This is a genomic window from Pseudanabaena yagii GIHE-NHR1 (genome assembly GCF_012863495.1).
Classification (GTDB): domain Bacteria; phylum Cyanobacteriota; class Cyanobacteriia; order Pseudanabaenales; family Pseudanabaenaceae; genus Pseudanabaena; species Pseudanabaena yagii.
In genome coordinates this window covers 2,734,259-2,758,818 of sequence record NZ_JAAVJL010000001.1, presented here as the reverse complement: position 1 = coordinate 2,758,818, position 24,560 = coordinate 2,734,259, and the positions used below count along the sequence as shown (strand labels likewise).

Genomic DNA, 24,560 nt, shown 5'->3' with positions numbered 1-24,560 from the left:
TAGAGATGGTTTGCTACGCAAACCATCTCTAAAAGCCAGTTTTAAATGATCCCGAACTCGCGTTTTATTAAAGTTCTTTAATGAAAGATTAAATCGTCAAGTTCTGCGTAATCAGGGAGGGTGGTATCGATCGCGATGCCATTTCTAAATACAGTGCGATCGCGTTGATTGCGAGATAGCAATTCACTATAGCTCCGCGCCTTAAATAGCACTAAATCGGCGGCTTGACCAACTCCAATTTTACCCACATCCGCTAACCCCATCAAGGTTGCGGGTCGGGAAGTCACCGACTCAATCCAATTATCGTAGGGAGTATCTAGATGCTCGATTTTAGCGCCCATCGTGAAAACTTCTAATAGGTCATGATCGCCAAAACCATAGAAAGGATCGCGACAGTTATCACTAGAGAGCGCCACCTTAACACCCGCGGCATCAAGTTCGCGCACAAGGGTCACACCACGCCAGCGCGGCGTGCGTTCTGCAACTCGATCCTGCAAATACATATTACACATTGGCAAACTGACTACACCAACATTAGCCTGATTCACTAGAGCGATCGTTTGGTTAGCCGTTTCCTCATCCTGTACCGCTAGACTACAGCAATGACCGCAGACAACTTGTGAACTAAAGTCATGTTTAAGAATCGCCTCGGCAACTAGTCGTAGGGTTTGAGATGCGGGATCGTTGTTCTCATCAGTATGGAAGTCTAGACAGAGATCGCGTTCCTTCGCTAGGGTGATAATTCTTGACAAATATCGATCTAACTCTGGAATCATATGAGCAATACCACCGAGCAAGCCGCCAATTTCGGCAACAGCATCGGCAAATATTTCTCCTTCCTTAGTTTCAAAATAGGAAAGGGTTACTAGGGATACGGCTTGGAGCGTGATTTTGTCTTTCCATTTATCCCGTAATTCTCTAAACACTTGAAATGTTGTTTCAAACTGATGGGGTGGACAATCTAAGTGGGTACGAATGGCTTTAGTTCCGTGGGCATAGCTGCACTTCAGCCCAAATTCCATGCGGCGATAGAGATCTTCATGTTTCCAGTTGAGATTCTCCGTGCAATCGCGATAAATACCCTTGAGTGCACCTTGAAATGTACCATCTAGATTAGGACTACGTTCCCAAATATGCCCTTTATCAAGATGGGTATGCAAATCCGCAAAACAGGGAACCATCAGTCCTTGCTTTGCATCAACAATTGGTAGGCTTTCGGTAGGAATTTGGGAAGTGATTGAATCAGGAGAATTAGGGACGATGGAAGCAACTAAACCATTCTTGATTTCTAGATGACAAGGGAATAGACGATCGCGTTGTAAAGTTGGAGTGAGTGATAGATCTACAGCTTGAGTCCGAATCGTACTATCAATGAAACAATTGGGAATGCGAGTATTAACAATCCAATAATGCGAAGGTTCTGTCATAACTTTGATATATGCGTAACTAGTGCCCTAAGTCCTAAGCGATAGCTCTCTGCACCAAAGCCGCTAATCTGCCCGATCGCAATAGGAGCAATAAACGAATGGTGACGAAATTCTTCGCGTTTATGAATATTACTTAAATGCACTTCTACGGTAGGTATATTCACCGAGGCGATCGCATCTCTGAGCGCCACACTGGTATGGGTCAAGCCCCCCGGATTAATCAAAATCCCCTGTTGCACTTGAAAAGCGGTATGAATTGTGTCAATCAGAACACCCTCATGGTTGGATTGCAAAAATGATAATTCTGCGCCTAACTCTGTCGCGTCCTGAGTTAGGCGATCGTTAATTTGCGCTAATGTGGTGCTGCCATATACCTCTGGCTCCCGTAAGCCCAACATATTGAGGTTTGGCCCATGCAGAACCAAAATTTTCATTATTAGGATCTTATTTTTCCCTTTTGGCTGTTAACTTTTTCCTTGATTAACGGAACTGCTCCATAGCAGAACTAAACTGCATCGTCTTCGTAATTGCTTCGAGATTTTCGTGGGGACGAGGAATTACGGTTGCGGAAAGGAATAATGCTTTGTCCTTAGAACTTAAAACTTCAATTTTTTTAGCTGCCTCTACACCTGCTTCAACAGCTCTTTTGACATCGCCCACGGGACCGCGAATGATGATGGTGAGGCGAGCGCCACTAACTTTTTCGTAGCCCACAAAAGTGACTTTCGCAGCTTTAACCATTGTGTCAGCAACGGAGAGTGCGGGTGGATGCCCTAACACCTCGACCAAACCAACTGCCATTCCCATAAACTTTCTCTAGATTTTTTACCAATCACAATCATAAATCTCAATGGTATCGATTGAATGATATGTATCAGTTATTTGCGCGATAACAAAAAATAAACAGCACACAAAATTACTCTATTTGTGAGGGGCTGCGCGAAGCGCAGCCCCTCACAAATGTGGGATTTATTACGCAAATTTGGTGCGAATGGTTTCAATGCGATCGCGATTTACGCCTAGATCCGATTGACCAAGACGTGAGGCGGAGCGCACCTCAATGATGCCCTTGTCTGCATTTAAGTAAAACTCCACGTCATCGACATAGCCCATGAGCTTGCTCGTAAACTCCGCATAAATATAATTACCTTCGGCGGTAATGATTTTGGTGCGGGGCAGGCTCTCGATCACTGCCTTGAGATCAGCCAAAGCTTTGGCTGGATCGCCTGTGTAGGTCAAGGGCGCGATTTTATGTTCGGCATCGGTACTTTGGCTCGATACACAGTTAGGGGAATTAGGGCAATCAAGAAGCTTGCCATTAGTCACGCCGAGATTAGTGGGGCGTGTGCCAGAAAAGGAAAAAAGTGCCATAGGTGTTGCGATCGCAGAATTTAGGGTATGGGTAAGGGAATTTGCCGAAGCCGCAGGAACAAATCCGAAATAAGCAAGAGTAACAAAATATAAGCTCGCGGCGATCGCGACAAGTTTAGACATAATTGGTATTACAAATTTCGCTGAGTATTAATACACAGTCGATTATGACATTTTCGTTCTCTAGACTTCTATCCATCAAGTTGAAGAGGTTTCTCGTTAAGGCTTTTATTTGAGGGTATGGCAAGGATCAATTGGCAAAAAGTAATCCGCGTACCAGATTAAAAAGTGTGCCAAAGATCAAAGCAAGAGTAGCTAAAGAGGCGATCGCATTTCCGGGGGCGCGTTTACTGGCTTCAACGTAATAGCCCCAAGCATAGAGAATTCGCCCCACAATCCAAGCAACACCTAAAATTGCGCCCCAGTTGGGATTTACATAAATACTAAATAGCCATAGGGATGGTAAAAAGATCACAATCTGCTCAAGGGTATTTTGGTGAGCGCGATAAACCCGCTCAAAGTCTTCGTTACCTGTGGTTTGTGGTGGTGAAATTTTGTATTTAACACGGGCAACGCCAACACCAATGCCTAAGCCAAAATAAACGAGCAATGCGCCGATAGTAGCGATCGCGGGAAATACGAATGTTTTGATATCCATTTGGTGATTAGTTGTTAATTTATTGCTAGGAGAAAGGGCGCAAAGCGACCCTTCTCCCTCTAAGCATTATGATGGGTGCTAGATCTCGTTTTATGTTATGCCAAAGTTTCAAATTTATATCGGAATTGCTGCGATCGCATTGATTGTTGTTAGTTGTCAGCAAAATTCACCTAATGCATCGCCTAGCCCCACCTCTACACCAACGGCTAATCCTGCGACGGAGAAGGCGATTAGTTATTTGCGATCGCAGCTTAAGCTGTCGGCGAATGTGGCAATCGCATCGGAGTCAGCAAAACCACAACCTGCAAATGTTACTGATTTGTGCCAAACGGTTGCGCCGACTCAAGAGGGATTTGAAATTGCCTTGGTTGCTGAGGATACTCGCTATATCCTGCAAACTAATCAAGATGCTAGCAAAATCGAGATTTGTCGCTCTGAGGATGCTAAACCTGAAACCACAGGTAAATACAATGGTGCGGGTTACACCTTGCGTTATCCCGCCGACTGGAAAGCAATTGATCTTGGTTTAGAGCCATCGGGCGCGAGTACGGTCATATTTACGCCTAGCAAAGAAGTTGATCTGGCTAAGGACAATAACCTAGAGAAAATCATCCAAAAGCTACAACAAAGCCAGCAGGTTTATACGATTGTGGCAAGGCAACCGAGTGACGCTAAAGCGATCGCTTCTGACGGTTCTGAAAATGCGAAAGATGTAGTCACGATTCCCTTTGATGCAAAAGTTAAGGGGGCAAAGTCTGGCTCGAAAAAGGAATTTACCACTGCGATCGCCTCAAACAATTGGAAAGTGCAAGTCTTAACCCTCGAAGCTGACAAATTCCTGTATACCGTTCGCTACTATCAACCTATTGCGAAAAGTGATCCCAATAGTCCAACGGCTAAAGCTTTCGAGCAGTTTGCCAATAGTTTTGCTTTAGTTTCCCAGTAGAGAGTAAAGTGCAAAGCGTGTTAGAGCGTGTTTGAGAAATTTTGACCACATTTCTCGATCGCGGTTTGAATTTGCTCGATTTTAAAAGGCTTGGTCACGTAATCATTCATACCTGCTTCTAGACATTTTTCGCGATCGCCTTGCATAGCATTAGCAGTCATCGCGATAATTTGAATGGATTTGGGAACTTGAGCAAATTTCTCCTTAGCACGAATTTGTCTGGTTGCCTCTAAGCCGTCCATTTCAGGCATTTGCACATCCATAAAAATGAGATCGTAGGTCTTTTCATTGAGCGCTTCGAGAACTTCTATACCATTAGTTGCAACATCAATGTCATAGCCCATCTTTTCAAAAAGACGATTTGCTAGTTTCTGATTTACGGGATTGTCTTCAGCTAGTAAAATCCTGAAAGGTAGTCTGTCTGCTAATTTTGGGACATTACTAGTAAGAGTTTTAGATGTGTGATTGTCGTTAGAATGGGTTAAGCCTAACTCTAATAGATGATCGAGTTTCTCAATGACTGGTATATGGCTATCTGTATGCAACAACTTCTGATCTGCGGGTTGATAGGCGATCGTAAATAGGAAGTTTGTCCCTTTCCCTAAATTACTCTCAACCCAGATATCACCTCCCATTAATCTAGTAAGTTTTTGAGAAATCGCTAACCCTAAGCCAGTACCACCAAATTTGCGTGTGGTTGAGGAATCCACTTGAGAGAAGGGCTTAAATAATTTATCTAATTTATTAGCAGGAATGCCAATACCTGTATCTTTAATTGCGAAAAGGAGTTGATCTTCGTTATACTTGGTAACGCTGACAACGACTTCACCCACTGACGTAAACTTAATCGAATTACCTACCAAGTTAATCAGAATTTGCTGTAAACGATTAATATCGCCTTCGATAAATTGGGAAACATTAGCATCAATTAAGTAATATAGTTTTAATCCTTTCTCATTGGATTTAGGGATAAATAAACTAAAAACTCTGTCCAGACATTCTCTCAGTTCAAAAGGTTGTACTTCTAAGTTAACTTTACCTGCTTCAATTTTTGAGAAGTCCAAAATATCGTTAATAATCATCAATAGGGATTCGCCACTGGCATTGATGGTTTCCACATATTCCCTCTGCTCTAAGTCAAGATAAGTCCCAAGCAAGAGATTTGTCATACCAATCACACCATTCATCGGGGTGCGAATCTCATGGCTCATGGTGGCTAAAAATTCAGACTTAATTCGCGCAATCTCTTCGGCTGTTTCCTTTTCTTGTTGTAATTGTAATCTTAAAATATTAGTTTTCAATAAGTCCCGAATCGTCAGAAAGCCTATTTTGACGACCATGTAAACAAATAAAGCGCCAAAGAAGAAGATAACTCCTGTCAGAACTAGGATTAACCACTGGACTCTGAGGGGAAATAGGACAATTACTCCTAAATATCCTAAGAGAAAGAAAATCATCAATGCTCGGAGAATATACCAAAGCTTCTGATATTTACTGTCTTTGAGTAAGTCTAGAATCCGTTGCGTCTCTTTGATCGAAAGAAACATGACGAAGCCGCCAAGGGCGATTAAAATGACAGTAAAAATGTCGATCATTTTCGTGTAAAGCTAAGCCAATGTTATTATATCGCTTTACTTCTCTCAGACATCATGCGATCGCTTTTTAAGCCTATAATTTGCCTATAATTTCAGCCGTAACACTACTATTCGTCTATGCCTAAGAAATCTTTACCTAAATCTTTTGAAGATAGATATCCCAATATCTCTCGTTGGGTGAATAGAGAGAATGGAATAATCGAAATTGGCTGGAGAGATGATGGTTATTCCAGTGGGTTTGTGCGTGCTTTTGAGTCGGGTGGAATATTTTGGGAAGGTGAGGATGAATATGCTTCGATGGATGATGCGCTTTTGGATTTGGAAGGTGGTGTGCAGATCTGTATGAGAGAGATTCATGGGGACTCATGGGAGAGTGTGTAATCCTTAGTCTTTAGTTTGATGATTTTGGCGATCGCTATCAAGCTTAATTATATGAAAATTAAATTGAAGCAGGTGACTCTCTTAAAGTATTACTTGGCACATGATTATGAAGGTGCTGCTTGGTGAGTGCTTGCCCAGAAAATAAAAAGGCTAGTATCATGGATATCTCTAATTACATCAATATAATCATGAAACACATTAAAATTGTGGTGGAAAAGCATCCAGAGGGTTATGTGGCTTATCCTCTAGGTATTCAAGGGGTTGTGGTTGGTGAGGGAGATTCCTATGAAGAGGCTCTCAATGATGTGCGATCGGCGATCTTATTTCATATCGAAACCTTTGGGCGATCGGTTTTAGAGTCTGAGTCTTCGGTGCTTGAGGCTTTTGTGGCTGAGGCGAGTGTTTAATGGCTAAGTTTCCTGTTGATGCTCCTAAATTAAAGGTAATTAAGGTGCTTGAGAGTTTCGGATTTTCGATAGTACGGGAGAAGGAGCATATCTCGATGGTCAGACAAAATGCTGATGGAACATCTACTCCTTTAACTATGCCGAATCATAAACTGATCAAGGGTTCTACGCTTAGAAGTATCTGTACGCAATCGGGAATTGCGCGGGATGATTTTATTGCTGCTTATGAGAAGGCATAAACAAAAGTAAGCAAATTGGATAATTTAAGCATTTTATCGAGATCGCTAATCTCTCCAAAAAAATTGCGATCACTTTTAGTTATAATCATGAGAAAATCAGGTTAAAGTTTGAGGTGTGGGCATGGAAACTGTATGGATTGTTATCGTGATTGCTGTAGCTCTTGTCGTGATAGTTTTCTTGTTCATGCTTGGTTCTGGTCGAATTGGGCGGTTTAGTGGTATCGCAAAAGTAAAACATGGCAATACTGAATTTGAGGGTGAAGCAAAGTTTGAGGAGTCGAAACTTAAAAGAGCGCCATCACGCACATCAGTTAGTGGGAATGTTATAACTGGAGATGGTCACAAAATAAAAGCTCCTAAAGAAAATACATCAGTTGACAATAACCGAGTAAGCGGAAAAAATAACACTATAGAGGTGTTTGATGAAAATACATCACTTCGTTCTGAGCATGAGGATAAATCATGAGGCTAGCGAATCGAACGAAGGAAGTTGAATTTTTTAAGAAAATGTTGTTGGGACAAGTTCCTCAGCGTATTCTTTTGATAGAGGCAGCTTCGGGAATGGGCAAAACGAGTCTATTGGCTGAGTTTGCATCACTTTGCCCTGCACACGCTAAGGCAGCGGTTTTGGTCGCAATAGATCTAAAATCTGCTCAAACTGGAATTTCTCATATTTTCTGGCGGATACAGGATGATTTTGGCGAAGAATATTTCAAGAATTTCAATGCAGAGATTACAGGGTTTCTGCGTGCTGGCATTGGGGCTTCTGGAAATCAAATTGAGGTTTCTGGAAATCAGATTCAGGGTACAGCAAATCATATTCAGGTAATTTTGAATGCTGAGACTGAAGAAACTCGCAATATGCGGTTAAGTAAATTGCAGGTAGCATTTTTCCGAGATCTAAAAGCGATTCAAAAGCCAATTGTGATGATTTTTGATACGTTTAATTCGGCTTCTCCATCTGTAGCGAATTGGATTGGGGGTGATTTTTTGGCTAAGGTGGCTAAGGTCGAGGATATAAGAGTAGTAATTGCGGGGCAGTCTGTACCAAAGCCAACAATTGAATGGGGATCTCTAGCTGCTACGCATCCTTTATATAAAATTGATGATGCGGAGGCTTGGTACTCTTTTTCTAAATCTCGGAATTGGGACTTTGCGAAAGAATCAATTGAGCTATTTGTAAGGTATCTCAATGGGCAACCATCACAGATTTTACAAGCGTTAGAAAGTCTAGCAAGAGGTAGAGAGAATGAATAGTGACCTCTTGCAAAAGTTAATGGTGGCGCAGACGGATGAGGAACGCAGTTGGATTGTGACGGAGAATTTATTGGAGTCTTTGCCAGAGGATGTGGCAAGTGCTTTGTGGGCGGTGGCGATTCCCCATTGGTTTGATGCGGCGATTTTGGCGGCTTTGTGTCCTGAGTTGGTAGATCGCGCTGATGAGATTTATCGACAGTTGCAAGATCTCTCATGTGTGGAAGTATTTCCAGAACGGGGGCATAATGTGCATGAGTTGACGCGCAATCAGTTATTAGATCGCTTGTGGCAAGATAATCCTGAACAATTTCGAGAACTATCTAGAAAAGCCGCATCTTATTTTGGACAGGGTAATAAACCAGAGATCCAAATAGAAAGAATTTATCATTTAGTTATTGCTGAACCTGCAAATGGAAGAAGTGAATTATTCAATTTGGCTCAGCTATGGAGTAATAGCTATCGAAAAGCAGAAGTAGAATCGTTAATCTTGAATTTGCAACAGCATATTACTGCAAATCGAGTCACTGTCGCCGTTAAAGCTACAATAATTTTTTGGGATGGCAAAATTAAATTTCGATTTTATCAAGCTAAGGAAGCGTTAGAGAGGTATGAAGCGGCGCTTACCTTTTACCGCGAGATTGGTGAGCGAGTGGGTGAGGCGAACGCTTTACAAGAGATCGGCGATGTTTTGCAATTTCTCTCCCGTCGCACGGAAGCGTTAGAGAGGTATGAAGCGGCGCTTGCCTTTTACCGCGAGATTGGCGCTCGTTTGGGAGAGGCGAACACATTAAAAGCGATCGGCGATGTTTTGCAATTTCTCTCCCGTCGCACGGAAGCGTTAGAGAGGTATGAAGCGGCGATGGCAATTTACCGCGAGATTGGCGCTCGTTTGGGAGAGGCGAACACATTAAAAGCGATCGGCGATGTTTTGCAATTTCTCAAACGAAGCACCGAAGCGTTAGAGAGGTATGAAGCGGCGATGGCAATTTACCGCGAGATTGGCGCTCGTTTGGGAGAGGCGAACACATTAAAAGCGATCGGCAATGTTTTGCAATTTCTCTCCCGTCGCACGGAAGCGTTAGAGAGGTATGAAGCGGCGATGGCAATTTACCGCGAGATTGGTGAGCGAGTGGGTGAGGCGAACGCTTTACAAGCGATCGGCAATGTTTTGCAATTTCTCAAACGAAGCACCGAAGCGTTAGAGAGGTATGAAGCGGCGATGGCAATTTACCGCGAGATTGGTGAGCGAGTGGGTGAGGCGAACGCTTTACAAGCGATCGGCAATGTTTTGCAATTTCTCAAACGAAGCACCGAAGCGTTAGAGAGGTATGAAGCGGCGATGGCAATTTACCGCGAGATTGGCGCTCGTTTGGGTGAGGCGAACACTTTACAAGCGATCGCAGTTTTAGAAGAAGATCCTGTAATTGGTTTGGCAAGTAGCCAAGCTGCTTTAAATCTGTATATTGAAATTGGAACTAAATACAGCCAAGCTCGAAATTTAAATTATTTTACTTCCAAAATTCAACTCAAACTAGGACAAAAAGATAAAGCGATATCTTCTCTTACTCTTGCAGCAAAATTAGCACAAGAGATTAATTGTCAGCCAATGGTCGATTATGCCAATCAAAAGATTGCAGAAATCAATCGTGATTCTCAAGGGATAAGAGGATGGTTTAATTGGATAAAAACTAAATTGTGGAAAGAGTAGAGGTAGCGATCGCATTGTAGATATGCTGATAGGCGATCGAGCGATATAATGATAACAAAGCAGCATAAGCAAAAAGCCATGATTCAAACCTTAGATGCTCTGTTCGATGGTGAAGCCCTTGTCCCTGAAGTCCCCTTAAACATCAAATCAGGTACGAGAGTAAGAATTATTGTTGAAAGCTTATTACCTGATAACAAGCCTACCCAAAAATCATTCTTACAAACTGCTAAATCTTTAAAATTGCAAGGTCAACCAGACTGGTCGGAAAATCTAGACCAGTACTTGTATGGAGAAGACCTTAAGCAAGTAATTCAGTTGAGGGCAAATCACCATGACTCTTAAAGAACTAATCTACGCTGAAATCAACAAAATCGAAGAAGACAACCTTGATGAGCTATACCAATTCGTTAAGCAACTTGCAAACGCCAAATCCGCAACCAAACCTAAAACAGGCATCTTAAACAAACTCAAACGCATCAAAATTCAAGCACCAGTTGACTTTGCCGCTAATATTGACCAGTACATGAATGGAGAGAAGAACCTTGACAATATTCATTGACACTTCATTCATCATTGCCCTCATCAACGAACGCGATCAATATCACACACAAGCCCTAGATTTAAGCGATCGCTACATCGATCAGACCCTAGCTATCACCGATGCAGTCCTTCTCGAAATCGCCAACTCCCTAGCGCGTAGATACAAAACCGAAGCAATAGAAGTAATCGAACAATTTCTCAATTCAGAAGATGTAGAAGTTATCCGCCTCACATCAGAAATCTTTGACCGTGCCTTTGAGCTATACAAAACCCGTCCAGACAAAGAATGGGGCTTAGTAGATTGCATCTCATTTATCGTCATGAAAGATCGTCAAATTCAAAAAGTTCTCACCTTCGATCAACATTTTGCCCAAGCAGGATTCCAGATCCTTTAGAGCGATCAAACTGTAGATGTGGTGATAGGCGATCAGCATTACTTTAATCCTAAAATTTGAGAGATTGATTAGCCATAAAATGCTATCCTTCTTTCACAACTAAACCGATGCCAGATAAATACTCCACAGGTTTGACATTTGGAATTCCTCTTTCACCCCAATCATATTCAGATAAATTGTTTACAAACTCAGCTTCTAACCAAGATTGCGATTCTAAATCATCATCAGGAAAAGTTTCTTCCTTTGATAATTCAGTCGCCAAAAACTGAATAGCCTTCACCTTATCGTAGGGCGTTAACATTTGAAGCGCAGGTAATAACTCAGTTAACGACATAGCCATAAATTTAGAGCAACTACTTTTTTATTTTACCTGCGATCGCAATGTAGATATGCTGATAGGCGATCGCCTATTCAGGCAAAAAATCTTCATCAAGCACTTGCTCAGAAGTAAAGGGACAAATCTCAGGAAAATGCGCTAAAGGCAGTCTCGTTTCAATTTTGGCTTGTTTCCTTGCATTTCGATAGCATTTATCAAATATTTGCAAATAATATCTTTTCAAACTAGGACTAGCTTCAAAGCGTTCATCTATGCGACGACGATGCTCAGCGATACTTTTTTCCCAACTTCTTGTGCGTTTATTCGGCTGATATTGCCATTTCAGCAAATGTAGTAAAACCACAACTAAATCACTACTCAAAGCATGTTTGTCACTATTTCCCATCGATTGCACTTCTTCGAGTAAATTCACCACATCTAGATCTGCTAATCTGCCCTCACGCAATAGCTGAGCTGTTGCCTCAACCCAGAGATTAAAATCACTTTCATAGAGATTAGTAAGTGAATCAAGGGAATTATTTTCGGTTTCGTTAATATCCTGTGTCTCTAAGTAAGCCTGTGTCATCAGCTTTTCCTCAAAGTTTTATTCGCAATTAATTTTGAGCGTAACATAATCAGCAATGAAGTTCTCACCTTCGAGCAACATTTTGCCCAAGCAGGATTCCACATCCTTTAAAGCGATCGCACTGTTGATGATGTGCTGATAAGCGATCACTGATTGATTTTGGTGAATAGGCAATCAGTGTGATTATTGCAAACATCTCAACCATTAAGCCAAGAGTTTGGTAGTTCACTTCTGTTAAATATTCTGAATTGTATTTACCACACGGCGACGGGTTTCTAGGATTTGGCTGATTTCACGGGCAAAGTTGGGCTGGCGATCGATCATTTGATTGACTGCTTCCGCCGAAATCATCATCACTTCCAAATCCTCAACCGCAGTTACCGAAATCGGACTTGTCTCGCCCGAAAATAGCGTCATCTCACCAAAGAACTCACCATTTTTGACCATCAGCATTTCGTGACTATTGCCAGTGGTATCCCGCACCATCATCATCGCACTGCCTGCAACCACGATGTAGAGAGAGTTGTTTTCAGCACCTTGCTTAATCACCGTTTCTCCCGCGCCGAAATGCTGCAAGGCAATTCCTGAAGTCGATGTATTGGGGTGCGTAGACTTATCCAATGGCACAAAGGCGGGGAGAGATTGCAGACTTTCGGTAAACTTTTTCGAGGTTCCTTTTGCCTCAGAGGTGGGACCATGAAAATGATAGAGAGTCCTGATGGGGAAGGGAATCGTCAAGCTATTGCGTTGAGCAGCGTACCAGAGACGACTCATAAAGCGATCGCGTATTTCCTCTAATTCGCCATAATCCGCAATAAAAAATTTCACCTCATAGGTAATTGCCGAATCATCATAAGAAACCGTAAAAATCTGGGGATCGGGATTTTTGAGAATGCCTTGAGTTTCTAGCGCCGTATTGTGGAGAACATGCTTAGCCAGATTAGGAGGATCTTTGTAAGAGAAGCCCACACGAATGCGTTCAGCATGGAGAGCTAGCGGACGGCTGTAATTACGAATGATTTCATTGCCCATCAACTTGTGAGGAATAATCACCATCTCGCGCTCGAAGGTAATCAAGCGCACGGCTCGCCAATTGATATCAATAACCTGGCCTTGAATTTCACCAACCTTTAGCCAATCACCTACGGAAAAAGGTCGCTCAAACAAGAGGGCAATCCCTGACATGACGCTACCGAGAGTATCCTGAAGCGCTAAACCAATGACAATCGAACTCACGCCCAGAGCCGTCACTAATCCCGCTAAGTCCGCATTCCACACTGTAGCAAGGACGATCGCTGTACCGAGCAGTACTAAAAATAGGCGAAATAAATCGATTAATAATTTGGGAACTCGCGCCCGCCAAGTGTCGGCTTTGGCTTGCTCAAAAATGACAGCATTCAGTAACGAGAGCGCCGCATGGAGTACACAAATCCAAAAGAGAGTTTGCACGCTCTTGACGATGTCATCACTGGCAGGACGTTGTAGCACATACTGCACAAACAACATGAAGGCAAACATCGGCAAAACTAAATTCCGCACTACTTGCAATGTGGCGGCAAGGGGGCGGCGGCGATGTTGGAGGCGATAGATCACTTCACCAAGGATTATCACGGATAGAGCCAGTCCGACGATTAAGGCGATCGCCCAAATAAATAAATGATTGGAACTAGTTTGAAGCATAGGGCAATTTCACAAAGTGTCAAACAATAGAGATTGAGAAGCTTGACTTCTATCTCTCTATTTGGGTTTAAGTTGCCATGCTTTCAAAATACTCTTGCCATTTTCGACTTTGGCAGCGATGGGAACAAACTCATAGAGATCGCTCAAACGATTGTAGATTTCATTGGAAACTAAGATTGCACCTTCAGGACAGGATGATTTTAAGGCACTGGCAATATTAATCGTGTCACCCCAGACATCGTAAATAAATTTATTGCGTCCAACAATTCCCGCTACGATATCCCCTGAATGGATCCCTAAACTGATATTTAATTGGAAGTTGCGCTCTTGACTGAACCGCCGCACAATCGCCTGCATTTCTAAACCAAAGTCGATCGCTCTTTTATCATGGTCGAGATAGGGAACTGACAAACCACAGACTGCCATATAGCTATCACCAATGGTTTTGATTTTTTCCATGCCATAGCGCTCAGCAGTTTCATCAAAAATGGAGACAATATCATTGAGGATGCTAACTATTTCGTAAGCCGTGAGGGAATCCGATAATTTAGAAAAGCCTGTTAAATCAGAAAACAGTACCGTCACATTAGAAACACTTTCAGCAATATTCTTTTCACCTTGCTTGAGACGTTTAGCGATCGCCGCAGGGAAAATACTCAGCAATAACTGCTCGTTCTCACGATTTTTCTCCTCGACTAAATTGGTTTGATCACGCAGACTCAGCACCATTGCATTAAAGGACTGCGCCAATTCGCCAAATTCATCTTGGGTTTCTAAAGTAGCGATCGCATCTAATTGACCAGAGGCAACTTTACGCGCACTCTCAATTAATTGATTAATCGGCTTCACAAATACCGAAGCCATCGCCATCGCCAAGAGAATCACTAATAGCATTAACAAAGTTGCCGAAATGAGTAACTGGCGCTCAAAATCATAGATGGGTGCATAGGCCTCCGCTAAATCAATTTCTGAAAGAATCGCCCAGTTTAATCCTTCTATTTGTAAAGGCGCATAGGAACTTAAGACAGGAATATCACGATAATCACGGATAGTTTTAATTCCCTGTTTGCCTGTAATCGCTTCTTCCGCCGCCTGTGTGCGTACTTTCTGTTCTAAAATCGAGGTTTTATATTGACGAATTCTATTTAATGTTTCCTTATTAACTCCCAATGTCGCGAGAGTCTGCAAATATTCTTCAGGAGTTTCTACTAAAAAGCGCGACACCGATCGCATTAAATAATCTTGACCCACCAAATAAGTCTCACCACTTTTACCGAGTCCATCACTTTCCCATTTGCGATTTCCTGTCATCACATTATTAATCTCGTCCACTGGTACTTGAATTGCCAGAACACCCACAAACTTAGACTGATTAAAGATTGGTGCAGCGATAAAGGCAGCAGGCGCACCATAGGAAGGGGCATAGGATTCAAAATCGATGATGCTGGCATAGTCCTTTTGTTTGGCACGGCGCACTGCGGCTACTAGCCGCGCCAAATTACTATCGTTATAGGCTCCAGTGGTGTAGTTAGTCGTAAAATCGGTCTCTTTATAAACTGTATAAACGACGGTTCCCTGTGGATCGATCAGGAACATATCATAGTAGCCAAACTTCTCAATAATATTGCGGAAGATGGGATGATAACGCTCATGAATGCGGCTATATTCGCTGCCATCATTGGCTTTATCTAGTAAATGTTTTTTGCCAATGGGATTAGGATTTGTCGCGATGTAGTGATATTGCAGATAATTACTAGCAGTTGATTCGGGCAAAAAAGAATTAAGAACTGGCAAACCCTGCCCAGTTTTCGCTAATTTAGGCAGAAATTCATTTTGATAATAGGCAGTAATTTTTTGCGAATTATCAGCTGGCAAAGTAACACTCTCAAGCTGGCGATAGGCATTGGTAAATTCAATAATTGCCGTCCCCACCGAAATATCATTGCTGAGCGTCTGAATATGATTACGAATTGTGTTGAAATAGGACTCAATTTGATAAGCCTTAGAAGCTCGCACACTGGTTAACTGATTAAAAGCGCGATCGGTTAGATTAGACTTACCGCTTTGATAGCCAAGGTAAGCTGTCACCACAATCGAGCTACTGCTAACCGTCAGCAGCATGACAATCAGTTTTGATTTGATACTTAACCAGTTGAATTTAAACCATTGCATATAAAAATTGTTTAGGATTTTTCATATAAAAAGCACTAGGCACTTTTCATACTAGAGTTCACTGTTTAAGAGCAATTCATTTTAGATTATTAATTTCCACAAAAATGTTAGTAGACAAACACTTACTTAAAAGTAAATAGGTTAGACAGACTTTTTTCCCATTAATACTTTTTTCCATTAATAAATTGAGGTGTTTTATGAAAGATTTCAATAGCACACTCTACGAAGCTCTCCTAGTAGCGTTTGGCAAAGTTTTAGCAAAATATAATGTATTTGCACAGGGGTATATTCTCAAGGATGTTGGTGAGGAAATTATTAGTTATCTCAATAATCATGGGTTTGAATTTAAAGAGCAAGGAACCCTTGATGACTTAGAAACTCTCACCAATCTTTTCGTCAAAAATGGCTTTGCAGAATGCTTGGAGATTGAATCTGCGGATATTGGCAAAAACTACATTTGGAGAAATCTATATGGCATTGCTGCCTATAAAGAACTATTCGACGTTGCCGACAATCCTTTTTTATCCTGTCCATTAAATTTATGCTTGTACTACCTTGCGGACAAACACCATAAAACAATGCGTCTATATAGCAAATCCTTTGATATGGAGAATAAGGTAGCTCAGTCGCAGTACGATATCGTCGAGAAGGAAGATAGTCAGGAGAATGCATTCGAGTCATTGGTACTGGAAAATGTCAAGCTGTACGAATTAGCTCGCATCCGAGAAGAACAATACCACCACCAATCAATTACCGATGCCTTGACAGGTATCAGCAATCGCCGCCATATCCTCGAAGAAGGTGCGAAAGCATTTGTTCGCGCCCAAAGATACAATTTGCAGTTATCTCTGCTGATGATTGATATCGATCTCTTCAAGAATATTAATGATACCTATGGACATAGCACAGGCGATCGCGCTATCTGCAAGTTGACGAGTATATGCAGTCAATTAGTGCGCGAAATGGATTTGATAGGACGATTGGGTGGTGAAGAATTTGTGATAATTTTGCCCGATACACCGCTTGATGGTGCAATCAATCTCGCAGAAAGGCTGAGACAAACAATAGAGAGCGAACAAATCCAAACTGAAGATCATACCTACTTCACGATGACTATCAGTATTGGCATTGCTAACTATAACGACAGTCTAAACAATTTTGAAAATATGCTTTCCCAAGCTGATAATGCCCTCTATAAAGCCAAACAAATGGGGCGAAACCGAGTGGTAGTCGCCGATAGATTGTGAATTAATCAGCAAGCTGCGAACTATGAATAGGAGTCAATCAAACCATGTTGCAGAGCATAGCGGACTAATTCAGTGCGGCTGCTTGTACCTGTTTTGCTAAATAAACGGCTGACATATTTCTCAACATTGCGAATAGTCGTACCAAGACGTTTAGCAATTTCTTTATTCATTAAGCCTTCAACCACAAGTTCTAATACGCTTTGTTCTCGTGGCGTAAATTCAATTTTAATTGGTGGCGGCGTGACATTAATAGCAGGCTTTTGTTTGAGAAGAGCCTTGATTTCCGCCAGTTGTCCAGCAAGATCTGTGATTTCCGAGGTGTTGCTATTGGCGGTGACAGCTTGCATAGCACGACGGGCAATTAAATTCTCAGCGATCGCCACTAGCTCATCAGGGTCAAAGGGTTTCGATAGGTAAGCATCACAACCAGCGTTATAGCCTTCGATGCGATCCTTGGTCATGCCCTTAGCGGTCAAAAATACGACGGGTAGGTTTAGAAATCTAACATCCTCACGCATTTGCTTCAGAAACTCATACCCACTTACCTGCGGCATCATGATGTCCGAAATTACCAAATCTGGTGTAGTTTGCTCTAGCAGTTGCCACGCATCCCTTGCGTTGTTAGCAACCTGCACCGCAAAACCACTGTCTTCGAGATAGGCTTGCACAGCTTCTCTGAGACCTGGTTCATCATCCACAAGTAGGATATGTCCTGACATAGTTATCCTTAATTTCCCTTTGATTCGGCGATCGCCATATTTACCACTATATATCAATACCAAGAGGCGATCGCGCAGTCTTGACCTTACTCATCAATATGTACTGCTACCCCAGAATTAGCGATCGCTTTTTGCTATTGAGACGCATATGCGTTATCCTAGACAAGCTGTTAAAAAACACACGCTTGAGGTTTCGGGTGTTTTTTGTTTTTAAAATTTTGCAAAGTCAAAATTTTTTAAATCATCAAATTCCATCTCAGGCGCAAGGATAAACCCGAACACAAGGAGAAAACTTAAATGGGAGTCGTAACCCTAGCCCAATTGCTAGAGTCGGGAGTTCACTTCGGGCATCAAACCCGTCGCTGGAACCCCAAGATGGAGCCTTACATCTTCACTGAGCGTAATGGCGTTCACATCATTGACCTTGTGCAAACCGCACAGTACCTCGAAGAAGCCTATGCTTATTTGCGTCAAGCTTCCGAACAAGGCAAGAAAGTATTATTTGTCGGAACCAAGCGTCAAGCTGCTGGTCTGATTGCTCAAGAAGCTGCTCGTTGTGGTAGCTACTACATCAACCAACGCTGGTTGGGTGGAATGCTCACCAACTGGACAACGATCAAAACCCGTGTCGATCGTCTCAAGGATCTCGAACGTCGCGATGAAAGTGGTGCATTAGATCGCCTACCTAAAAAGGAAGCATCTACCCTCCGTCGCGAAATGGAAAAGCTCCGCAAGTATCTCGGTGGTATCAAGTTGATGCGTAAGCCACCCGACATCGTGATCATCGTTGACCACAAGCGCGAATACAACGCGGTTCAAGAATGTCAAAAGCTGCGTATTCCCATCGTGTCTTTACTTGACACCAACTGCGATCCCGATAGCGTTGACATCGGTATTCCTGCCAATGATGACGCAATTCGCTCGATCAAGTTGATTGTCGGTAAACTTGCCGATGCGATCTACGAAGGTCGTCATGGCGATATTGAAGACATCGAATATGAAATCTCTGCTGAAGAAGTAGAAGCCTATGCTGATGATGAAATCATCACTGGCGACGAAGAAGAAGCAGAAGCATAAATCTTTGCATAAAAAAGGGGGCGCTAAGCGCCCCCTTTTTTATGCAAAGATTCTGCCTAGTAATACCGATCGCTTGGCTCCTGTGACACTGGGTAAATTGCCATAGCGCTCTTTAATTCGTAAATATCCTAAGACCGCAAAGGCGATCGCCTCTTTACTATCGCCACTCAAACCAAAGTCATCAGTACGTTTCACGATCGCAGGTTTGAGCAAATCCTGTAAGCGCTCCATCAAGTAACCATTGCGACCACCACCACCGCCGACTAAAACCTCTTCAGGCAATACAGGCAGAAAATCACGATAGCTTTTGGAGATCGCCCTAGCCGTAAATTCCGTCAACGTGGCGAGAATATCGTAATTACTTAAATCTTGGCATTCCTCTAAACGCGCTTTTAAATAATCTGGACTGAATAACTCGCGCCCCGTTGATTTTGGCGGAGGAATGAGAAAAAATTCTTGCTCTAGCCATTGATTGATTAGCTCTAAATTAGCTTTACCTTGTCGTGCGATCGCCCCATCTCGATCAAAAGGTTGACCAAATAATTTTTGAGTTGCCATATCCATCAGGACATTTCCCGCCCCATTATCAAAACCAAATATTTGCTCTGGAATTGCTCCTGCATTGGGTGGCAAATAGGTGACATTGCTAATCCCGCCAATATTTTGACAAGCCCGATATTTAGTAGGGTGCGATAACAACAAAGCATCTACCATCGGCACTAGCGGCGCACCTTGCCCTCCCACTTCAATATCCGCAACCCGAAAATCACTGACCGTCTTAATTCCTGTCAATTCTGCAATGACTGCACCTCGCCCCAGTTGCACCGTATATCCCATCTTTTGACCTGCGGGTGGACGATGAAATACGGTTTGACCGTGAGATCCAATTAAATTTGGCTGGCGATCGCTTTTCTCCGTAATCGCTAAAGCTGCTTTAGCAAAACTCTCAGCAATGCGATCATCGAGTTCACATATTTGCTGTAGCGATCGCGGCTCACCTGCACAAACAGCAAGGATTTCTTTTCTTAAATCTGCTTCATATTCATAGGTATGCCCTGCGATTAGGTTAGTGCTGAGGATACCTTGGCGATCGCAAATTTCTACAAGCGCAGCATCAATCCCATCCACCGATGTGCCACTCATCAAGCCGATCGCTAATATTTTGTCCGTTGGCGCATTAATCATGATTTGTAGGTAAAAAGATAGTAGCGATCGCCATTGTTTTGATACTACTAAGCCTGTTTCCGATTTAACATTTCAATCATCAGTCTGATGCTTTCGGCTTGAGTCTGAGCAACAATGGCTTGCTGTCTAGTAATTTCCTTGATTTCTATCAATTCAGCATGGAGGGTTTCACGTTGCTCTCTGGCTTCTTCCCTAACACTGTTTATCTCAGCTTTGATGTTTGGCAATTCAAGGTACAAAGCCTCTATGAGTCTGCCTATTTGTTCGCCTTGCTGGTCTATCTTGTCAGCGATCCGATCTACTTTGTCGGCAAATCGATCTAACCTTTCATCTGTCCATCTTTCAGCCATTGGGGTAATCTCTGCTTTTGGGTAATTTAATCTCTAACCGAGAAGCTGGTTACATGGTCTAGGATGTAGGACTGTCCATCTCTGCGTAGTTGCCCACGACAAGTAACAAAGTGCTTATTGGCATTGGCTCTAGCTGCGTGGAGATACCAAACATCATTAAGAGAAACTTGCACTTTTCTTTTAATATCATCAATTGTCGTCTCAATTGTTACCTTGCCTATTTCGTCAGTGATTTTTCTTTCTAGTTTAACGACATCGCCAGTTAGTTCGTAGTCTGGGCGTAAGTACGTTCTTAGCTGTTTTCCTAGAGATTTAACAAGCTCTAAGACTGGAGGCTCAAATTTTATTGGAATTTGCGATGATGAGGTGTTAACAACTGGAGACCAATTGAAATTTATTTCTAGTCCTTGATTATTGCCGTTATAGTTTATACCTGTCAATGCTTCGCAGAGGTTGGCAGTTATTCCATTGTTTATGATTTCATCAGAAACTTGAACAAGCTGTCTTTCTTCGATTACATATTCTATATAAGTCTTCACAAACTCAAGAGAATCACGAAGCTTTGTAACAACTCTATTAGAGAAATCTAACGAAATATGATTTTCTTCAGGGTCTTGTATTGTTGATATTCTAGGCTTGGGGAGGGGTGATATTATAGTTAATATATAGCTGCCAATTTTGGGTTGCCCAAGCCTTACTTTTTTTAAATATTCTGTTGCTTGAGAAGGTTTATTTTTCTCGAAAAAAGCTTTTGATTCAACAGAAGCACACGCAGCAGAAAGCATCATATTTTTTGCGTTTTGATGCAGTTCAACACCTTTGTTTATAGGGATAGTACCATTATAAAAGTCTCTATCGGTTAGACGTAAATTAATTATGTTTGAGAAAACATTTTGTAAGTTTTCTAGGATAGTTGTCTGTGTTTGAGATTCAACAATTTCAAGTGTGGAAATGATCTCACTGATGCGAGTTGAAAAGTCTTCAAATTGTGGATTTAATGGTAGAAGTATTTCAAATTCATTGTTATTAGTCCTATCGGTGTAAGTCCATATACTGGCTCTGTCAGGGATTTCATTAACAAGTTGCCAAGATTTAGACGCTAAATAGGTTGACACGTCTAGAGGGTTTATTCTTTTTAAGACCTCAGAATCTCTAATGCTCACTTTCATGGAGTGCCTCCATCCGCAATCATTGCCATTAAAGCTCTTAGCGACTCTACATTAAAGACGTTCCCCCTAGAAAATCTTATACTTTTATCATCTTGACCTATTGGTAAATCTGGCAAACCATAAAGTGAAGCCCAAAAAGCGCAATGTCTAAGGATAAGCTGTTCTTCTGATTGATGTAACCACTCAGACTCATCATCTGCAACCATAAGAACTACTAGCAATCTGGGGACATAAACGTTAGCCCTCAAGTCGTCATAGTTTTTCTTGCTAATTGAGTAGCTTAAAACATTTGTCCCAACAAAATTGCGTTTAAAAGGAGCTTTGAGTTGTAGCTCTAATCTGGGGGATTTATATGTACCACTTGAGGCTTTGCTTGCGATGCCAATGTCTACACTGTCACTGTCTACACCAAATGAGTAAGTATCAAATCCTGCGACTGATGCTACTGCTTGAACGTAAGCTCGACTTAATAGCTCTTGCCTTGATTTGATATTGATCATCGCAGGTTTCCAACAATACTCATAGCTTATATACTCTGCAATCCACCTGTATCGACGCTAGTGTTAATGAAGACATGTTTAATGAACAGTACTCTCAGCAATCACCGAAAAACTATCACTTACATGACTATCAATTAAGATGATTTGTCTGAGGAGAGTATTAGGGATCTGAGTATGAGCGATCAAAATTTTTAGCTTCTTAACTTATTCTGATAATACCAATATGATGAATATTGATACAACTATTATCAAATATCAATGTGGATTTTCTTAGATATTGATGGGGTACTTGTCCCTGAGAAAAAATTTGACAAGCCAGTTCCACAAGAGGATTACATGAAATTTGATCCTGAATGTCTTGAGAAATTTGAAAATGTTCTACGGAAATTTACTGAAGCAAGAGTGGTCATAAGCTCTTCGTGGCGAGAAATTTTTCCCTTTGAAGTAATCCCACCACTTTTTTCGTCAGATATTACAGCGCGGATAGTTGGTGCAACTCCTCTCTTAGAAACTACGATTATCCACAATTTCCAGTTTCTCCGTCATCAGGAGGTTTTGGAATATCTGAGACAAAATCAAGCAGAAGGCTCCAGTTGGGTAGCAGTTGACGATATTCCTGAACATTACGCACCAAACACACCAGTTGTTGTAACTGATCCTTATATTGGGTTTGACGATAATTCAGCTAAAATTCTTACCCAGTACCTAAGTGCATTTAGAGCATAAAAAAGGGCGCTTTGCGCCCTTTTTTATATTCAAGTAAATTTTACTTCATCCATTCGGTGTGAAAAAACTCACCTCTGGGCTTGTCGGTGCGCTCGTAGGTATGTGCGCCAAAGTAATCGCGTTGTGCCTGTGTCAAGTTTTGAGGTAGGCGATCGCGACGGTAGCTATCAAAATAATCGAGAGACGCACTAAATGCGGGAATCGGAATACCCAACTGAGCCGCCGCCACAACCACTTTGCGCCATGCTACCTCTTTGGTGAGGATGGTTTGTTTGAAATCGGGATCGACTAACAGGTTAGGCAATTGAGGATTGCGCTGAAAAGCTAGCTTAATCTTGTCAAGGAAAGCCGCACGAATGATGCAACCGCCTTTCCAGATACGGGCAATTTCACCCAGATTTAAGTCATAACCAAAGTCACGAGATGCTGCACTCAAAAGCGCCATGCCTTGAGCATAGGAACAAATTTTAGAACAGTACAGCGCATCCCGCACAGCATCAATAAACTCTTGGCGATCGCCTTGGTATTTACCAGAGGTCGAGCTGATCAGTACCTTCGAGGCAGCCACCCGCTCTTCCTTATAAGAAGAAATTACCCGTGCTGTCACCGCCGCGATCATTGTGGGGATCGGTACACCTAAATCAAAAGCACTTTGCACTGTCCATTTGCCTGTTCCCTTTTGACCTGCTGCATCGAGAATTTTATTGACGAGTGCATCCCCAGTTAAATCATCCGCCTTAGTGAAAATATCCGCCGTAATATCAATCAAATAAGAATCGAGTTCGGAACTACGCCATGCGGTAAAGGTTTCATGTAACTCACTAGCAGATAGTCCTAACCCATTACTGAGCAAATCATAGGCTTCAGCAATTAACTGCATATCGCCATACTCAATGCCGTTATGCACCATCTTCACATAATGCCCTGCGCTACCCTTACCGATGTAAGTCACACAAGCACCATCATCAACTTGAGCTGCGATTTTCGTCACAATTGGCTCGATCTCGGCGTAGGCAGATTTTTGTCCACCGGGCATCATGCTCGGTCCATTGAGTGCGCCTTCTTCACCACCACTCACACCCATACCGATGAATTTCAAATTAATCTTCTCTAGCTCCACCGTGCGGCGATCGGTGTCGTTGTAGAGCGAGTTACCACCATCAATGATGATGTCGCCTTCATCTAGAAATGGAATTAGTTCTTGGATTACGGCATCCACAGGTGCGCCTGCCTTCACCATGATCAACATTTTGCGGGGACGCTCTAACGATGCAACAAAATCAGCGATCGTAAATGTGCCTTTGAAATTTTTCCCAGCCGCACGAGTGGCAAGAAACTTGTCGGTTTTATCGCGGCTGCGGTTATAAACACTCATCGAAAAACCATTGCGCTCAATGTTTAGAGCAAGGTTTTCACCCATCACCGCCAAACCAATCAGTCCAAAATTTTGCTTGTCAGATGTCATAAAATCCTCTCCATCCATTGAAATATCGGTAGATACGATCTACCTCTAGTCGATAAGTCTCAGGTAAATTTTCCTGAACTTGAGGACAAAAGTATCGTAAGGGCTGATTTAGCGGGGATCGCAAATCCTTTGTAAATCCTTAATACCATCGACAGAAAAAAGAATGAAAAAGTAGGAAGATGCAACCCATTTCTATTTGCCATAGCATTTTGGGTAAGGATAGGCAGAGCGAAACTTTGCCTATCCTTACCTTTTTAATTTTTCAAGAAAGTGAGATTCAAGTTTTTTGACATTACCGCAGGCGATCGCCCCAATGTATAAGATGAAAACAACAATGAATGGTTGTGCGAAGCACAACCATTCATATTTTGGATTTTGCTATATGTCTATAAACGTGAATTTTTTTGGTAGTTAATGTATCGTAGGAAACTTAAAATTTCGACT

30 protein-coding genes are annotated in these 24,560 nt (G+C 42.2%); 13 read left to right on the top strand and 17 right to left on the bottom strand.

Annotation, left to right across the window (positions count from 1 at the left end; all coding sequences use genetic code 11):
- Positions 1-77 precede the first annotated feature (77 nt).
- From HC246_RS12625 to HC246_RS12605, 5 genes are all read right to left on the bottom strand, one after another.
- Positions 78-1,427, bottom strand: coding sequence for a cytosine deaminase (locus HC246_RS12625; protein WP_169363694.1), 1,350 nt, complete (start codon positions 1,425-1,427; stop codon positions 78-80).
- Positions 1,424-1,861: a type II 3-dehydroquinate dehydratase gene (gene aroQ, locus HC246_RS12620; RefSeq protein WP_211167698.1), complete on the bottom strand. Its 438-nt coding sequence runs from the start codon at positions 1,859-1,861 to the stop codon at positions 1,424-1,426. Before aroQ ends, HC246_RS12625 begins: the two co-directional genes overlap by 4 nt.
- A gap of 46 nt (positions 1,862-1,907) precedes the next feature.
- A complete protein-coding gene (locus tag HC246_RS12615; protein ID WP_169363693.1) occupies positions 1,908-2,234 on the bottom strand; it encodes a carbon dioxide-concentrating mechanism protein CcmK in 327 nt (108 codons plus the stop codon).
- A 165-nt stretch (positions 2,235-2,399) separates the two neighbouring features.
- Complete coding sequence (locus tag HC246_RS12610; protein WP_169364578.1) at positions 2,400-2,798, bottom strand: DUF1499 domain-containing protein; 399 nt, start codon at positions 2,796-2,798, stop codon at positions 2,400-2,402.
- A gap of 250 nt (positions 2,799-3,048) precedes the next feature.
- Positions 3,049-3,456, bottom strand: coding sequence for an MAPEG family protein (locus tag HC246_RS12605; protein WP_169363692.1), 408 nt, complete (start codon positions 3,454-3,456; stop codon positions 3,049-3,051).
- 97 nt (positions 3,457-3,553) lie between these two features.
- On the opposite strand from HC246_RS12605, the gene HC246_RS12600 reads away from it, so the two are divergent.
- Positions 3,554-4,402, top strand: a complete 849-nt coding sequence (locus HC246_RS12600) for a hypothetical protein (protein WP_169363691.1) — start codon at positions 3,554-3,556, stop codon at positions 4,400-4,402.
- Between the two features lie 20 nt (positions 4,403-4,422).
- Here the strand turns inward: HC246_RS12600 and HC246_RS12595 are convergent, their stop codons facing one another.
- A complete protein-coding gene (locus HC246_RS12595) occupies positions 4,423-5,997 on the bottom strand; it encodes a response regulator (protein WP_169363690.1) in 1,575 nt (524 codons plus the stop codon).
- Between the two features lie 117 nt (positions 5,998-6,114).
- Between HC246_RS12595 and HC246_RS12590 the strand changes: the two genes are divergently transcribed.
- The 9 genes from HC246_RS12590 (at position 6,115) to HC246_RS12550 (ending at position 10,924) form a co-directional block, all read left to right on the top strand.
- A complete protein-coding gene (locus tag HC246_RS12590; protein ID WP_169363689.1) occupies positions 6,115-6,378 on the top strand; it encodes a hypothetical protein in 264 nt (87 codons plus the stop codon).
- Positions 6,379-6,566: 188 nt separating this feature from the next.
- On the top strand, positions 6,567-6,785 hold the full coding sequence (locus HC246_RS12585; RefSeq protein WP_055074104.1) for a type II toxin-antitoxin system HicB family antitoxin: 219 nt from the start codon (positions 6,567-6,569) through the stop codon (positions 6,783-6,785).
- Positions 6,785-7,024 carry a type II toxin-antitoxin system HicA family toxin gene (locus HC246_RS12580; RefSeq protein ID WP_169363688.1) on the top strand — a complete coding sequence of 80 codons (240 nt, stop codon included), beginning with the start codon at positions 6,785-6,787 and terminating at the stop codon, positions 7,022-7,024. Before HC246_RS12585 ends, HC246_RS12580 begins: the two co-directional genes overlap by 1 nt.
- Positions 7,025-7,145: 121 nt before the next feature.
- Positions 7,146-7,490, top strand: a complete 345-nt coding sequence (locus HC246_RS12575; RefSeq protein ID WP_169363687.1) for a hypothetical protein — start codon at positions 7,146-7,148, stop codon at positions 7,488-7,490.
- Positions 7,487-8,281 (top strand): hypothetical protein, encoded by a 795-nt coding sequence (locus tag HC246_RS12570; RefSeq protein WP_169363686.1) that lies wholly within the window; start codon positions 7,487-7,489, stop codon positions 8,279-8,281. Before HC246_RS12575 ends, HC246_RS12570 begins: the two co-directional genes overlap by 4 nt.
- The gene (locus HC246_RS12565; protein ID WP_169363685.1) at positions 8,274-9,989 is read left to right on the top strand and encodes a tetratricopeptide repeat protein; all 1,716 of its coding nucleotides are present in this window, start codon (positions 8,274-8,276) and stop codon (positions 9,987-9,989) included. Before HC246_RS12570 ends, HC246_RS12565 begins: the two co-directional genes overlap by 8 nt.
- Positions 9,990-10,067: 78 nt before the next feature.
- Positions 10,068-10,331, top strand: a complete 264-nt coding sequence (locus HC246_RS12560; RefSeq protein ID WP_169363684.1) for a hypothetical protein — start codon at positions 10,068-10,070, stop codon at positions 10,329-10,331.
- Positions 10,321-10,548 (top strand): hypothetical protein, encoded by a 228-nt coding sequence (locus tag HC246_RS12555; protein WP_169363683.1) that lies wholly within the window; start codon positions 10,321-10,323, stop codon positions 10,546-10,548. Before HC246_RS12560 ends, HC246_RS12555 begins: the two co-directional genes overlap by 11 nt.
- Complete coding sequence (locus HC246_RS12550; protein WP_211167696.1) at positions 10,532-10,924, top strand: type II toxin-antitoxin system VapC family toxin; 393 nt, start codon at positions 10,532-10,534, stop codon at positions 10,922-10,924. Before HC246_RS12555 ends, HC246_RS12550 begins: the two co-directional genes overlap by 17 nt.
- 82 nt (positions 10,925-11,006) lie before the next feature.
- Here HC246_RS12550 and HC246_RS12545 read toward each other — a convergent pair whose 3' ends face one another.
- From HC246_RS12545 to HC246_RS12525, 5 genes are all read right to left on the bottom strand, one after another.
- Positions 11,007-11,264, bottom strand: a complete 258-nt coding sequence (locus tag HC246_RS12545) for a hypothetical protein (protein ID WP_169363681.1) — start codon at positions 11,262-11,264, stop codon at positions 11,007-11,009.
- 67 nt (positions 11,265-11,331) lie between these two features.
- Entirely contained in the window at positions 11,332-11,826 is a 495-nt protein-coding gene (locus HC246_RS12540) for a DUF29 domain-containing protein (protein WP_169363680.1), read from the bottom strand.
- An 18-nt stretch (positions 11,827-11,844) separates the two neighbouring features.
- Complete coding sequence (locus HC246_RS12535; RefSeq protein ID WP_169363679.1) at positions 11,845-12,000, bottom strand: hypothetical protein; 156 nt, start codon at positions 11,998-12,000, stop codon at positions 11,845-11,847.
- 60 nt (positions 12,001-12,060) lie between these two features.
- The gene (locus HC246_RS12530) at positions 12,061-13,506 is read right to left on the bottom strand and encodes a mechanosensitive ion channel domain-containing protein (RefSeq protein WP_169363678.1); all 1,446 of its coding nucleotides are present in this window, start codon (positions 13,504-13,506) and stop codon (positions 12,061-12,063) included.
- A gap of 57 nt (positions 13,507-13,563) precedes the next feature.
- Complete coding sequence (locus HC246_RS12525; RefSeq protein WP_169363677.1) at positions 13,564-15,678, bottom strand: adenylate/guanylate cyclase domain-containing protein; 2,115 nt, start codon at positions 15,676-15,678, stop codon at positions 13,564-13,566.
- A gap of 197 nt (positions 15,679-15,875) precedes the next feature.
- Here HC246_RS12525 and HC246_RS12520 point away from each other — a divergent pair, with 197 nt between their 5' ends.
- On the top strand, positions 15,876-16,925 hold the full coding sequence (locus HC246_RS12520; protein ID WP_169363676.1) for a GGDEF domain-containing protein: 1,050 nt from the start codon (positions 15,876-15,878) through the stop codon (positions 16,923-16,925).
- A 20-nt stretch (positions 16,926-16,945) separates the two neighbouring features.
- On the opposite strand, the gene HC246_RS12515 is transcribed toward HC246_RS12520, so the two are convergent.
- Complete coding sequence (locus HC246_RS12515; RefSeq protein WP_126385262.1) at positions 16,946-17,644, bottom strand: response regulator transcription factor; 699 nt, start codon at positions 17,642-17,644, stop codon at positions 16,946-16,948.
- A 297-nt stretch (positions 17,645-17,941) separates the two neighbouring features.
- Here HC246_RS12515 and rpsB point away from each other — a divergent pair, with 297 nt between their 5' ends.
- Positions 17,942-18,721 (top strand): 30S ribosomal protein S2, encoded by a 780-nt coding sequence (gene rpsB, locus HC246_RS12510; RefSeq protein ID WP_126388342.1) that lies wholly within the window; start codon positions 17,942-17,944, stop codon positions 18,719-18,721.
- 39 nt (positions 18,722-18,760) lie between these two features.
- On the opposite strand, the gene HC246_RS12505 is transcribed toward rpsB, so the two are convergent.
- The 4 genes from HC246_RS12505 to HC246_RS12490 are packed head-to-tail and all read right to left on the bottom strand — an operon-like array spanning position 18,761 to position 21,925.
- Complete coding sequence (locus HC246_RS12505; protein WP_169363675.1) at positions 18,761-19,906, bottom strand: anhydro-N-acetylmuramic acid kinase; 1,146 nt, start codon at positions 19,904-19,906, stop codon at positions 18,761-18,763.
- Positions 19,907-19,953: 47 nt separating this feature from the next.
- Entirely contained in the window at positions 19,954-20,256 is a 303-nt protein-coding gene (locus tag HC246_RS12500; RefSeq protein ID WP_169363674.1) for a hypothetical protein, read from the bottom strand.
- Positions 20,257-20,282: 26 nt separating this feature from the next.
- Positions 20,283-21,425, bottom strand: a complete 1,143-nt coding sequence (locus tag HC246_RS12495) for a hypothetical protein (protein ID WP_169363673.1) — start codon at positions 21,423-21,425, stop codon at positions 20,283-20,285.
- Entirely contained in the window at positions 21,422-21,925 is a 504-nt protein-coding gene (locus tag HC246_RS12490) for a DUF4365 domain-containing protein (protein WP_169363672.1), read from the bottom strand. Before HC246_RS12490 ends, HC246_RS12495 begins: the two co-directional genes overlap by 4 nt.
- A 258-nt stretch (positions 21,926-22,183) precedes the next feature.
- Between HC246_RS12490 and HC246_RS12485 the strand changes: the two genes are divergently transcribed.
- Entirely contained in the window at positions 22,184-22,651 is a 468-nt protein-coding gene (locus HC246_RS12485; protein ID WP_169363671.1) for an HAD domain-containing protein, read from the top strand.
- A 40-nt stretch (positions 22,652-22,691) separates the two neighbouring features.
- Here the strand turns inward: HC246_RS12485 and gnd are convergent, their stop codons facing one another.
- Complete coding sequence (gnd, locus tag HC246_RS12480) at positions 22,692-24,116, bottom strand: decarboxylating NADP(+)-dependent phosphogluconate dehydrogenase (protein ID WP_169363670.1); 1,425 nt, start codon at positions 24,114-24,116, stop codon at positions 22,692-22,694.
- Positions 24,117-24,560 lie beyond the last annotated feature (444 nt).

Coding starts and splice junctions, on each gene's coding strand:
- HC246_RS12580 (WP_169363688.1), top strand. CDS start 6,785: ATGGCTAAGTTTCCTGTTGATGCTCCTAAATTAAAGGTAATTAAGGTG.
- HC246_RS12555 (WP_169363683.1), top strand. CDS start 10,321: ATGACTCTTAAAGAACTAATCTACGCTGAAATCAACAAAATCGAAGAA.
- HC246_RS12560 (WP_169363684.1), top strand. CDS start 10,068: ATGATTCAAACCTTAGATGCTCTGTTCGATGGTGAAGCCCTTGTCCCT.
- HC246_RS12610 (WP_169364578.1), bottom strand. CDS start 2,798: ATGGCACTTTTTTCCTTTTCTGGCACACGCCCCACTAATCTCGGCGTG.
- HC246_RS12515 (WP_126385262.1), bottom strand. CDS start 17,644: ATGTCAGGACATATCCTACTTGTGGATGATGAACCAGGTCTCAGAGAA.
- HC246_RS12495 (WP_169363673.1), bottom strand. CDS start 21,425: ATGAAAGTGAGCATTAGAGATTCTGAGGTCTTAAAAAGAATAAACCCT.
- rpsB (WP_126388342.1), top strand. CDS start 17,942: ATGGGAGTCGTAACCCTAGCCCAATTGCTAGAGTCGGGAGTTCACTTC.
- HC246_RS12530 (WP_169363678.1), bottom strand. CDS start 13,506: ATGCTTCAAACTAGTTCCAATCATTTATTTATTTGGGCGATCGCCTTA.
- HC246_RS12615 (WP_169363693.1), bottom strand. CDS start 2,234: ATGGGAATGGCAGTTGGTTTGGTCGAGGTGTTAGGGCATCCACCCGCA.
- HC246_RS12485 (WP_169363671.1), top strand. CDS start 22,184: ATGTGGATTTTCTTAGATATTGATGGGGTACTTGTCCCTGAGAAAAAA.
- HC246_RS12540 (WP_169363680.1), bottom strand. CDS start 11,826: ATGACACAGGCTTACTTAGAGACACAGGATATTAACGAAACCGAAAAT.
- HC246_RS12525 (WP_169363677.1), bottom strand. CDS start 15,678: ATGCAATGGTTTAAATTCAACTGGTTAAGTATCAAATCAAAACTGATT.
- HC246_RS12575 (WP_169363687.1), top strand. CDS start 7,146: ATGGAAACTGTATGGATTGTTATCGTGATTGCTGTAGCTCTTGTCGTG.
- gnd (WP_169363670.1), bottom strand. CDS start 24,116: ATGACATCTGACAAGCAAAATTTTGGACTGATTGGTTTGGCGGTGATG.
- HC246_RS12585 (WP_055074104.1), top strand. CDS start 6,567: ATGAAACACATTAAAATTGTGGTGGAAAAGCATCCAGAGGGTTATGTG.
- HC246_RS12500 (WP_169363674.1), bottom strand. CDS start 20,256: ATGGCTGAAAGATGGACAGATGAAAGGTTAGATCGATTTGCCGACAAA.
- HC246_RS12605 (WP_169363692.1), bottom strand. CDS start 3,456: ATGGATATCAAAACATTCGTATTTCCCGCGATCGCTACTATCGGCGCA.
- HC246_RS12565 (WP_169363685.1), top strand. CDS start 8,274: ATGAATAGTGACCTCTTGCAAAAGTTAATGGTGGCGCAGACGGATGAG.
- HC246_RS12600 (WP_169363691.1), top strand. CDS start 3,554: ATGCCAAAGTTTCAAATTTATATCGGAATTGCTGCGATCGCATTGATT.
- HC246_RS12545 (WP_169363681.1), bottom strand. CDS start 11,264: ATGGCTATGTCGTTAACTGAGTTATTACCTGCGCTTCAAATGTTAACG.
- HC246_RS12570 (WP_169363686.1), top strand. CDS start 7,487: ATGAGGCTAGCGAATCGAACGAAGGAAGTTGAATTTTTTAAGAAAATG.
- aroQ (WP_211167698.1), bottom strand. CDS start 1,861: ATGAAAATTTTGGTTCTGCATGGGCCAAACCTCAATATGTTGGGCTTA.
- HC246_RS12520 (WP_169363676.1), top strand. CDS start 15,876: ATGAAAGATTTCAATAGCACACTCTACGAAGCTCTCCTAGTAGCGTTT.
- HC246_RS12625 (WP_169363694.1), bottom strand. CDS start 1,427: ATGACAGAACCTTCGCATTATTGGATTGTTAATACTCGCATTCCCAAT.
- HC246_RS12590 (WP_169363689.1), top strand. CDS start 6,115: ATGCCTAAGAAATCTTTACCTAAATCTTTTGAAGATAGATATCCCAAT.
- HC246_RS12505 (WP_169363675.1), bottom strand. CDS start 19,906: ATGATTAATGCGCCAACGGACAAAATATTAGCGATCGGCTTGATGAGT.
- HC246_RS12595 (WP_169363690.1), bottom strand. CDS start 5,997: ATGATCGACATTTTTACTGTCATTTTAATCGCCCTTGGCGGCTTCGTC.
- HC246_RS12490 (WP_169363672.1), bottom strand. CDS start 21,925: ATGATCAATATCAAATCAAGGCAAGAGCTATTAAGTCGAGCTTACGTT.